General features: G+C 69.4%; 9 protein-coding genes. 4 read left to right on the forward strand and 5 right to left on the reverse strand.

All coding sequences use genetic code 11. The features are described 5' to 3' along the window. Positions 1-178 precede the first annotated feature (178 nt). On the forward strand, positions 179-1,720 hold the full coding sequence (arfA, locus tag PU630_RS02930) for an arabinosylfuranosidase ArfA (RefSeq protein ID WP_275278863.1): 1,542 nt from the start codon (positions 179-181) through the stop codon (positions 1,718-1,720). Positions 1,721-1,741: 21 nt separating this feature from the next. Continuing rightward, positions 1,742-2,983 (forward strand): FAD-binding protein, encoded by a 1,242-nt coding sequence (locus PU630_RS02935; RefSeq protein ID WP_275278864.1) that lies wholly within the window; start codon positions 1,742-1,744, stop codon positions 2,981-2,983. On the opposite strand, the gene PU630_RS02940 is transcribed toward PU630_RS02935, so the two are convergent. The 5 genes from PU630_RS02940 to PU630_RS02960 all read right to left on the reverse strand — a co-directional run bounded on the left by PU630_RS02940 (position 2,980) and on the right by PU630_RS02960 (position 8,907). Continuing rightward, entirely contained in the window at positions 2,980-3,828 is an 849-nt protein-coding gene (locus tag PU630_RS02940) for an NAD-dependent epimerase/dehydratase family protein (protein WP_275278865.1), read from the reverse strand. The genes PU630_RS02935 and PU630_RS02940 overlap by 4 nt on opposite strands. A 15-nt stretch (positions 3,829-3,843) precedes the next feature. After that, positions 3,844-5,736 (reverse strand): glycoside hydrolase family 127 protein, encoded by a 1,893-nt coding sequence (locus tag PU630_RS02945; protein WP_275278866.1) that lies wholly within the window; start codon positions 5,734-5,736, stop codon positions 3,844-3,846. Between the two features lie 2 nt (positions 5,737-5,738). Next, the gene (locus tag PU630_RS02950; RefSeq protein WP_428981976.1) at positions 5,739-6,632 is read right to left on the reverse strand and encodes a carbohydrate ABC transporter permease; all 894 of its coding nucleotides are present in this window, start codon (positions 6,630-6,632) and stop codon (positions 5,739-5,741) included. Positions 6,633-6,635: 3 nt separating this feature from the next. Beyond that, entirely contained in the window at positions 6,636-7,544 is a 909-nt protein-coding gene (locus PU630_RS02955; protein ID WP_275278867.1) for a carbohydrate ABC transporter permease, read from the reverse strand. Between the two features lie 70 nt (positions 7,545-7,614). Further along, positions 7,615-8,907 carry an ABC transporter substrate-binding protein gene (locus PU630_RS02960; RefSeq protein WP_275278868.1) on the reverse strand — a complete coding sequence of 431 codons (1,293 nt, stop codon included), beginning with the start codon at positions 8,905-8,907 and terminating at the stop codon, positions 7,615-7,617. A gap of 172 nt (positions 8,908-9,079) precedes the next feature. Here PU630_RS02960 and PU630_RS02965 point away from each other — a divergent pair, with 172 nt between their 5' ends. Next, the gene (locus PU630_RS02965) at positions 9,080-10,102 is read left to right on the forward strand and encodes a LacI family DNA-binding transcriptional regulator (RefSeq protein ID WP_275278869.1); all 1,023 of its coding nucleotides are present in this window, start codon (positions 9,080-9,082) and stop codon (positions 10,100-10,102) included. 30 nt (positions 10,103-10,132) lie between these two features. Then, positions 10,133-11,116 carry a LacI family DNA-binding transcriptional regulator gene (locus PU630_RS02970; RefSeq protein ID WP_275278870.1) on the forward strand — a complete coding sequence of 328 codons (984 nt, stop codon included), beginning with the start codon at positions 10,133-10,135 and terminating at the stop codon, positions 11,114-11,116. The last annotated feature ends 94 nt before the right edge of the window (positions 11,117-11,210 follow it).

The following is an 11,210-nucleotide window of genomic DNA, read 5'->3' on the forward strand; positions in this document are numbered from 1 at the left end:
AAGCGTTCCGGTTCTTTGGTCCATGGCGATCGAAGACCTCCTCGTCGACGATGAGCGGGGCGCATTTCAACGTGGTAAAACTAGCACCGGCTCCGCCGCGGTGTAAACGTTGAAATCGAGTCGCCGTGTCGCAGAGTCACTTGTGCGCCGTCAATTCAACGATGTAATAATGTCTGCCATGACTCGCGCAACCGTCACTCTTGACCGTGACTTCACCGTCGGCCCCGTGCCGTGTCGCCTGTTCGGCTCCTTCGTCGAGCACATGGGGCGCTGCGTGTACACGGGCATCTACGAGCCCGGACACCCCACCGCCGACGAGAACGGCTATCGCCAGGACGTCCTCGATCTGACCGCCGAGATGGGCGTGAGCGTCGTGCGCTATCCCGGCGGCAACTTCGTCTCGGGCTATGAATGGGAAGACGGCGTCGGGCCCGCGGCATCCCGCCCTCGTCGCCTCGACGGGGCATGGCACACGGTCGAGACGAACGCGTTCGGCCTGCACGAGTTCGTCGGCTGGGCGCGCAAGGCCGATGTCGAGATCATGGAGGCCGTGAACCTCGGCACCCGCGGAGTGGATGCTGCGCGCCGCCTCGTCGAGTACGCGAACCATCCCGGCGGCACCGAGCTCAGTGATCTGCGCCGCGCCAACGGGGCCGAAGAGCCGTTCGGCATCACGCTGTGGTGCCTCGGCAACGAGATGGACGGCCCCTGGCAGATCGGGCACAAGACCGCCGACGAATACGGACGGCTCGCCCTCGAGGCCGGCAAGGCCATGCGCCTGGTCGACCCGTCGATCGAGCTCGTGGTGTGCGGCAGCTCGGGCAGCGGCATGCCCACCTTCGGCGAGTGGGAGCGGATAGTCCTCGAGCACACCTACGACGTCGCCGACTACATCTCACTGCACGCGTACTACGAGGAGAAGGACGGGGATGCCGCGAGCTTCCTCGCCTCGGCGGTCGACATGGACCACTTCATCGAGTCGGTCGTGGCCACCGCCGACGCCGTGCGCGCCCAGCGCAAGGCGACCAAGCGCATCAACCTCTCGTTCGACGAGTGGAACGTCTGGTACCAGACCGCCCGTGAAGGCGACGACATGCCCGCGACCATCGAGGCGCGCGGGGAGTGGCGAGAGCACCCGCGCATCATCGAGGACGAGTACAACGTCACCGATGCGGTCGTCGTCGGCACCCTGCTGAACTCGCTGCTGCGCCACGGCGATCGCGTCGCCATCGCCAACCAGGCGCAGCTCGTGAACGTGATAGCCCCGATCCGCAGCGAAGAGGGCGGGCCCGCGTGGCGGCAGTCGATCTTCTGGCCGTTCGCGCGCATGTCTGCCTTCGCGCGCGGCCAGATCCTCTCGGCGCGCACGAGCTCGGATCGGTACGAGACCGCACGCTTCGGTGATGTCGACGTGGTCGACACGAGTGCGACGTGGGATGCCGAGACCGGCCGCGTCGCGGTGTTCGCCGCCAACCGCGGGCTCGACGAGGCGGCCGAGGTCAGCGTCGCCCTGCACGGATTCGCGGCGAACCGCGTCGTGCAGGCCGAGGTGCTGACGGTCCCCGAGGGGGCCGATCGGTTCGCCAGCAACACCGAGGGCGCGGCGGATCGCGTCGGCTTGGTGCCGCTGGACGGCGCCGCCATCGACGGCGACGTGCTGACGTTCACGCTGCCGCCGCTCTCATGGGGCTGGGTGCTCGTCGAGGCGACCGCGCGCTGAGGCCGGATGGGAAGATGAGGCGTGCACGAGCAGACGAACTGGGCCGGCAACCACCACTACCGCGCGACGCGCTTCGCTGAACCGCAGAGCGTCGACGAACTCGCCGCGCTGATCACGGATTCGCCGGCGGTGCGCGTCATCGGCAGCCGGCACTCGTTCAACGACATCGCCGACAGCGACGACCTGCTCATCAGCACGACGGGCCTGCCGACCTCGGTCGAGATCGACGCCGAGGCGCGCACGGTGACCGTCGGCGGGGGAGTGCGGTACGGCGACCTCGCGCTCGCTCTGCAGCAGGCCGGGTGGGCGCTGCACAACCTCGCATCGCTGCCGCACATCTCCGTCGCCGGGGCCGTGGCCACCGCCACGCATGGGTCGGGCGACCGCAACGGAAATCTGGCCACCGCGGTCCGCGGCATCCACTTTCTCTCCGGCACCGGCGAAGCCGTCGAGCTGCGCCGGGGCGACCCCGGGTTCGAGGGCGCCGTGGTCGCCATCGGGGCGCTCGGCGTCGTCGTGGCGCTCACCCTCGACATCGTGCCGACGTTCGCGGTGCGGCAGCGTCTGTTCTCAGGACTGGGGTGGGATGCCGCCACCGCCCGCTTCGATGAGATCTTCGCCTCTGCGTACAGCGTTTCGCTGTTCACGCTCTGGGATGAGCCGACCGTCTCGCTCGCGTGGATCAAGGAGCGCGTCGACGAGCCTTCGCGCGTGGGCGAGGACTTCTTCGGGGCGATCGCCGAAGCCGAGGTGCGGCACATGATCGCGGGCATGGACGTGCGCAACGTCACCGAGCAGGTGGGCGTCGCCGGCCCCTGGAGCGAGCGGCTCGCTCACTTCCGCTATGAGTTCACGCCCTCCACCGGGGCCGAGATCCAGTCGGAGTACCTCGTGCCTCGTGCGCGCGCGGTCGAGGCCATCGAGGCTGTGCGCGCCCTCGGCCCGCGGTTGCGCGGCCTGCTGCAGATCAGCGAGATCCGCTCGGTGGCCGCCGACCGACTGTGGCTGTCGACCGCCTACGAGACCGAGATGATCGGGCTGCACTTCACCTGGGTGCGCGACAGCGAGGGCGTGGCGGCCGTGCTGCCCGCGATCGAAGAGGTGCTGTATCCGCTGGGCGCCCGCCCGCACTGGGGCAAGGTGTTCGCGGGGCTCGACGCGCCGGCGATGTACCCGCGGCTGGGCGACTTCCGCGCGCTCGCCGACCGGCATGACCCTGAGAGCCGCTTCCGCAACGCGTTCGTCCGGCGCGTGCTCGCCTAACCCACCTCGTCCCGCCACGAGTACCGCGGCTGAAAGCCCAGCAGCCGCCGCGCCTTGTCGATCGACAGCAGCGTGTCATGCGTTCCGACATCGCCGTGCCGCGGCACGTCGGGGAACACGGCGTCGAGCAACTCGTCGTTCGTGCGCGACATGACGGTGTCGGCGGCGGCGATGATGAACTGGTCGAAACCGGCCGGAGCCTTCTCGAGCGCGCGCTGCACGGCCTGCGCGCCGTCGCGCGCGTCGATGTAGCCCCACAGGTTCCACTTGCGCAGCAGGGGGTCGGCGTCGAACGACGGGAAGGCGGCGTAGTCGTCGGGCCACATCACGTTCGAGAAGCGCAGCGCCGTGATCGACACGTCGGGGTGCCAGCGTACGAGCTCGGTCGCCATCCGCTCTTCGAGCACCTTGACCAGTGAGTACACCGACTCGGGCCGTGGCGGGTATTCCTCGTCGACGGGCACGTACGGCGGCGGAACATCGAACGGCAGGCCGAGCACGGTCTCGCTCGAGGCGTAGACGATGCGGCGGATGCCCAGCCGCGTGGCCGCCCAGAACGCGTTGAACGTCGCGATCATGTTGTTGTGGAACGTCGCGACGTCGCTGCGGATCCCGGGCGCCGGGATCGCCGCCAGATGCACGAGGGCATCGACGCCGTCGTGCCGGTCGCCGACGGCGGTGAGAGCGTCGACGACCTGCCCGTAGTCGGTGAGCTGCACCTCGACGAAGTCGGGGCCGCGGGTGCCCGCGGCATCCATCCCGATCACCGTGTGGCCTGCCGCGCGCAATTCGCGCGCGACGACCGAGCCGAGCTTGCCCGATGAACCCGTGACCGCGATGCGCATGATGCCAGTCTCCTCTCAGGCGGTCGGAATCCACACCCGCATGGTCGACGGACCCCGATTGCCCCACGAATGATACGGCACCAGCGGCATCTCGACGGGGGTGAGGGATGCCGCGGACTCGGCACCCGCGTACGGCCAGGTGTCGTCGCGCTCGTCGCGTCGGGCGATCGGCAGCCATACCTGTCCGTCGTGGGCAATCGGCTCGGCCCCGGCGACCGCGTCGGCGACGTCGTCGAATCCGTCCAGGTCCACCGACTCGAGAGCGAAGACCTCGGGCCCGCGCTCGACGGCGATGCAGCCGCGGGCCGCATCGATGCGCGGGTCTGGACGCGTGACGCGCGGAGCGACCGGGAGCGTCAGCTCGACGACGTCGCCGCGGCGGAAGGCACGCCGCACGCGGTGCACGCCCGGGGCCGCGGCATCCACCACTCCCGCTACTTGCACGCTCGCACCCTCGGCCCACGCGGGCACCCGCAGCGACAGCTCGAACTCCGCATCGGCGCCGATCTCGATGCGCACGCGCCCCTCGGCGGGGTACCCGGTCTGCACGTCGAGAGCGATCTCGGCCCCCGATGGCAGCGTGGTGCGGATCGCGCACGACGCGTACTGGTGGAGTTGGATGCCGTCATCGGTCGCCGTCGCGACGTACGCGTCGAGGCTGGCCAGGGTGCGGGCGACGTTCGGCGGGCAGCACGAGACCTCGAACCACGGCGCGCGCAGCGACGACGACGCACGGGGCGAGGTCGCATCGGGGTCGGGTACCGCTCCCGGCACGCGCTGGTGCAGCGGGTTCGCGTAGAAGAAGGCGCAGCCGTCGTCGGACGGCGAGGTGGCCACGACGTTGTAGAGGGTGCGCTCGACGAGGTCGGCGTAGCGGGGATCGGCGGTGGCCAGCAGCATCCGCCACGAGAACATGATCGAGCCCACGCCTGCGCACGTCTCGGAGTACGCGCGGTCGGCCGGCAACTCCCAGTCTTCGCCGAACGCCTCGTCCTGGTGGTGCGATCCCTGCCCACCGGTGAGATAGGTGCGGCGGGCGATGGTGGTCTCCCACTGCGTGCGCAGCGCGTCGAGAAGCTGCAGGTCGTCCCTTTCGGCCGCGACGTCCGCGGCGCCGGCGGCCAGGTAGTTCGCGCGCACGGCATGGCCGCGCAGCACTGTCGCCTCGCGGACGGACACGTCGTCCTGAAAGTAGCTGCGGCCCCACTCGATATCGCCGAGCACGCCGTGTCCGCGCCGCTCGACGAACAGGGCCGCCTGGTCGATGTAGGCGGGCACGTCGAGCGCGCGGCCGAGCTCGACGAGCGCAACCTCGATTTCGGGGTGACCGCACACGCCGGGGTTGCCGTCGCGGCCGAACGTCGCGCAGATCAGGTCGGCGGCGCGGCGCGCGATCTCGACGAGACCGTCGTCGGCGCCCGGAGCGGTGCGGTGCCGCGCGACCGCCGCCTGGAACAGATGGCCGAGGCAGTACAGCTCGTGGCCCCAGGCCAGGTCCGACCAACGCGGAGGCTGCCCGGGGCGGCCGAAGGCGGTGTTGAGGTAGCCGTCGGGCTCCTGAGCGGCGGCGACTCGCGCCACCGTGGCGCGCAGGCGCTGTTCGAGATCGGCGTCGCCGGTGCGGCCGGTCTCCCACGCCAGCGCCTCGAGGTACTTGTACACCTCCGAGTCGGCGAACTCGCGTCCGCGCCGTCCCTCGGGCAGACGGCCCTCGGATACACGGCTCTGGGCGGCGAGGTCGAAGTTCGGCAGCCATCCCTCGGACTCGAGCCGGGCGCCGATGTGGGCGAGCGTCCCGCGGGCGTTGACCTCCTGGCGGTGCGCCCAGAACCCACCGGTGATGTGCACCTCGTCGAGGCCGAGCGGGCGCAACGTGCTGACGGAGGGAACGACAGGGGTAACAGGCATGGTCATCCTTTGAAGGCGCCCGACATGAAGCCGCGCACGTAGTGACGTTGGAGGAGGAGGAACAGGAGGATGCACGGCAGCGCCAGCACGACCACGCCCGCCTCGGTGGCGCCGTAGTCGATCACGCCCTGCACCTGCACGCGCAGGTTCGCGACGGCCAGGGGCAGCGTCATCCGGTTCGTGTCGGTGATGAGGATCAGCGGGGCCATGAAGTCGTTCCACGCCGCCAGGAACGCGAACAGGCCCACGGTGACCAGGCCCGGCTTGACCGCCGGCAGCAGCACGCGGCGCAGTGCCCCGAAGGTGGAGCAGCCGTCGACCATCGCGGCCTCGTCGAGCTCGCGCGGGATCGACTCGAACGAGATGCGCATCATGAACGTCGAGAACGGCAGCTGGAACATCGTCAGCACGATGGCCACGCCGACGAGTGAGTTGGAGAGGCCCGCGGCGTTGAGGATCACGTACAGCGGGATCAGCAGCGTCGCGTACGGCACCATGAGGATCGCAAGTGTCACGAGGAACAGCATGTTCTTGCCGGGGAACGCGAACCGCGCGAACGCGTAGCCGCCCAGAAGGGACACGACGAGCGTGAGCAGCACGGTCAGCAGCGACACGAACAGCGAGTTGAACAGGTACACCCAGATGCCCGCCTGATAGTGCGCGAGCGCGGCGTAGTTGCCCAGGCCCCAGCCGTCGACCTGGCTGGTGCCGGCCTTGGGCGCGACCGACGAGATCGCGGTCCAGATCAGCGGGTAGAGGAAGATGATCGCGAGCGCCGTGGTCAGCACCCAGAAGGGCATGCCGGCGGCGATCCGGGCACCGGTCGACCGGGTCGGGCGCTGGTGCGGCCCATCGACGCGCAGGACGTCGGTGGCGGTGAAGGTCTGCGTGGCCATGGTTCAGCTCTCGTCGGGGCGCCGGAACGCGCGCAGCTGGAAGATGTTGATCACAATCAGGGCGGCCAGCACGATCACCGACAGTGCAGCAGCCACGCCGAGGTCGTTCTGCCCCTGGAAGGCGACGTTGTAGATCAGCTGCACGACCGTCATCGTGCTGTTGTCGGGGCCGCCCTTGGTGAGGATGTAGAACTGCTCGAATGCCAGCAGCGACCCGGTGACGCACATCACGGTGGTCAGGGCGAAGGTCGGGCGCAGGAGCGGCACGGTGATGTCGCGGAAGGTCTGCCACCTGCTCGCACCGTCGATGCGGGCGGCCTCGTAGACGTCGTCGGGAATGCCCTGCAGGCCAACGAGCATGAGCAGCATGTAGAAGCCTGCGTACCGCCACACGATGAGGAACACCGTCGAGAAGAGGGCGCCCTGCGGGCTGCCGAGGAAGGTGAAGCCCCAGGCCTTCATCAGGTCGGCGAACGGTCCCGCGTACGGCGAGTAGATGACGTAGAAGAGGAGGGATGCCGATGCCAGGCCGAGTGCGCTCGGAATGAGGAAGGCAGTGCGCATCAGCGACTTCCACCGCGTCGACTCCTGCACGAGCAGCGCGAGCCCGAGGCCCAGACCGATCAGCAGCACGGTCGTGATGACGGTGTAGGTGATCGTGAAGCCGATCGAGTTCCAGAACAGGCGATGGGTGGCGGCATCGACGTAGTTGTCGGGCAGGTTCAGCCCTTGGTTGCCGCCGAGCAGCGGCCAGTCCGAGCCCGACATCTGCAGCACGAGCAGCAGCGGCAGGATGAAGACGAACAGGACGAACGCGGCGGTGGGGGCGGCATAGCCCCAGCCGCGCCATGCGTCGCGCCGGGCACGGGGGGACCGCCTGCGGCGCAGCGGCGGAGATGCGGTGATGGTCATGGGATTCCTCGTATCGATGGAGAGGGACGGTGCGGGAGTGGGAGGCCGCGGCATCCCACTCCCGCACGTCTCACTGCTGCAGGATCTGCGTGATCGCGTCGTTGTCGGCGTCGACGGTGCCCTTGTCGTTCAGCACCGCATCGCGCACGAGGGTGACCCAGGGGCTGCCGGGGGCGTTGAACGCCTGCTGGAAGTTGAGGGCGACCGGTGTGTCACCTTCGCCTGCGACCTTGTTGATCGTGACCAGGCGCGGGTCCTTCGCCGTGTACTGGTTCTCGGCGAGGTCGGAGCGCGAGACGACATCGTGGTCCTTGGCCAGCACGCCGACCTGGGCGTCCTCCGACATCATCCAGGAGAGGAAGTTCCACGCCTGCGCGGCGTTCTTCGAGTCCTTTGAGATGCCGATGCCGTCGCCGCCGACGAAGGTCGACGAGCCTCCGTTGGGGCCGGGGATACCCGCGACACCGGCGTCGAACGGCGTGGACGAGAGCAGCGTGGCGGGGTAGAACATGAGCCCGACCTTGCCTTCGGTGAAGCCGGCGGTCCATGTCGCGCCCGACTCGTCCTTCGAGCTGGGCAGGACGGCGCCCGACTTCCACAGGTCGGCCCACGTCGAGTACACGGCCTTGGCGGTGTCACTGTTCATCAAGGACTTCGTGCCGTCGTCGTTCATCACCTGCTTGCCGTCGGCCCAGACGCTCGGGAACCAGGTGAACACGAGGCATCCACCGCAGTTCAGGCCCGTCGCCGTGCCGTAGACGCCGTCCTTGCCGAGGGCCTGGATCTTCTTGGCGTCGGCGGCGAACTCGGCGAGGTTCGCGGGGGGAGTGTCGGGGTCGAGGCCGGCCTCGGTGAACAGCTCCTTGTTCCAGAACATCATCGACAGGTCGAGCACGAACGGCAGCACGTGCTCCTTGCCCTCGTAGGTGCCGGCGGCAAGGTGCCCCTTGTTGATGGTGTCCTTGTACGAAAGGCCGTCGATCTGCTTCGAGATGTCTTGGAAGAGCCCCTGCTTCACCCAGTTCGGCACGTAGACGATGTCGGCGGCGAACAGGTCGGGCAGACCGCCCGAGCCGGCTGCGGCGCCCACCTTGGCGACGTAGTCGTCGTTGGGAACGACGGTGAGCTCGACCTGGTTCTTGTGGGTCTTGTTGTACTCGGCGACCAGAAGCTTCGCCTGCTTCTCCAGGGGCGCGCGCGTCCACAGGGTGAGGTTCGTGCCGTCGTCGGTCCCGTTGGCGGGGATCGACGCGGCGGGCGCGGCGCTGTTGCCGCCGCCGGAACAGGCGGCGAGGCCCACCATGAGCGCGCCGGCCGCCACGAGGGCGATCGCGGAGCGCCGGCGGCGTCCAATACGGGTCATTGCTTTCTCCTCTTGCTCGGCAGTGAGCGGAAGCAGACCGGCCTCATCATCGTCCGGTGCTGACCGCAAGGGCGGATTTCGAAATTACCGAAACCCATTTCGGGAAGGTATCGTCGGCGGAGTCGGGCTGTCAAGAGCATCGTCCGATAACGTTTCCGTAACCGGAGGTGACATGCGGACAGAAACGGGGTCGCGCACCGCGACACTCAGTGACGTCGCACAGCGTGCGGGGGTGTCGATCGCCACCGCGTCGAAGGCCATGAATGACCGCGATGATGTGGCCGCCGCCACGCGAACGCGGGTGCTGGCCGCTGCCGAAGAACTGAGTTTCACGCCCAACGCCATGGCGCGAGGGCTGCTGGCCGGACGTACCGGCACGGTCGGGCTGCTCACGAGCGACCTCGAGGGACGTTTCGTCATCCCGATCCTGATGGGCGCCGAAGACGCGTTCGGTGCGGGGCAGGTCAACGTCTTTCTGTGCGACGCGCGGGGCGACGCGATCCGCGAGCAGCATCATCTGAAGGCGCTGCTGAGTCGCCGGGTCGACGGCATCATCGTCGTGGGGCGCCAGACCGACCCACGGCCGTCGCTGGGCGGCGACGTTCCGGTGCCCGTCGTCTACGCGTATGCGCCCTCGGACGACCCGCGCGACATCTCGCTCACGCCTGACAACGTCACCGGTGGACGCATGGCGGTCGAGCACCTCATCGCCTGCGGCCACACCCGCATCGCGCACATCAGCGGCGACCCCGCCTACGCGGCGGCACAGGACCGTCTGACGGGGGCACGTGAGGCGCTGAGCGTCGCCGGGCTCGAGCTCGTCGGCGAGCCCCTGTTCTCGGCATGGACGGAGCACTGGGGGCGGGATGCCGCGGCCCTCGCCCTGCAGCGTCACCCCGACATCGACGCGATCTTCTGCGGATCGGACCAGATCGCCCGCGGCGTGCTCGACACCGCCCGTGAGCTGGGGCGACGGGTGCCCGAGGACCTCGCGGTCATCGGCTACGACAACTGGACGGTGCTCGCCGAGAACACCCGTCCCGAGCTGACCAGCATCGACGCCAATCTGCAGCAGCTCGGGCGGCGGGCGGCGCGTTGCCTGTTCGACGCGATCGGGGGAGATGCGCCGACGCCCGGCGTGCGGCATCTGCCGGTGAAGCTCGTGATCCGCGGGTCGACGATCGAGCGGCGGTGAGCATGGACCGTGCCCCGTTACGCTGAGCACGTGAGCGAGCGAGACGCGCGGCGGGTGGGCATGCGCGATGTCGCGCGGGCGGCGGGCGTCTCGGCCCAGACCGTGTCGCGGGTCATCAACGACCACGCGAGCATCCGCCCCGAGACGCGGCGGCGGGTGCTCGAGGCCATGGCGGCGCTCGGATACCGGGTCAACAATGCCGCGCGGGCGCTGGGCACCGACCGCTCGCATGTGCTGGGTGTGCTGGCCTCGGACGCGACGCTGTTCGGGCCCGGCGCCGGCATCGCCGCCCTGGAGCGCGCCGCGCGCGAGGCGGGCCGCTGGGTCACGACCGCGTATGCCGATGCCGCCGACCCCGACTCTGTCGATGCCGCCGTGCGACACCTGCTGGACCAGAGTGTCGACGGCATCCTGCTGGTCGCGCAGCGCATCGACACGGTCGCGCGCCTCGAGCGTGACGCGGCGGTCCCGGTGCTCGCGCTGCACCAGGGCACCGCGCTGCAGGCCGACGCGGCGGCACTGGCGGTGGCGCACCTCGCCGAGCTCGGCCACCGGCGCATCGCCCGTATCGGCGGGCCGGACGGCTGGATCGAAGAGGGTGCGCGGGCCGAGGGGTTCGAGAACGCGGCATCCGCGCACGGCATCACCGTCACCGACCGCTGGTCGGGCGACTGGTCGGCCGCATCCGGAGCGGCCGTCGCCGGTGCCGTGGCCGATGCCATCGGGCGTGCGGACGGCCCGACCGCGGTCGCCGTCGCCAATGACCAGATGGCGCTCGGGCTCATGTCGGCGCTCAGCGCCGCGGGTCGCGGCATCCCCTCTGACATCAGCGTCGTGGGCTTCGACGACAACCCGGACGCGGCGCATTACCGCCCGGCGCTCACCAGCGTGCGTGTGGACATCTCCGGCGAGGCGCGGCGGTGCGTGGCGGTGGTGTTGGATGCCGCGGTGCCGACCGCGATCGACGCACCGGTGCTGGCCGCCCGCGCATCGACGGCGCCACCGACCCGGTGACCGCCTGGCAGTCTGGAGACAGATCTGGCGAGCGCGAGATGTTACCGGTAACATAGCTCGAGACGACTCGAGCGCCGACGATCCCGATGGAGGA

The organism is Microbacterium horticulturae (genome assembly GCF_029094505.1).
In the GTDB taxonomy this organism is placed as follows: Bacteria; Actinomycetota; Actinomycetes; order Actinomycetales; family Microbacteriaceae; genus Microbacterium; species Microbacterium horticulturae.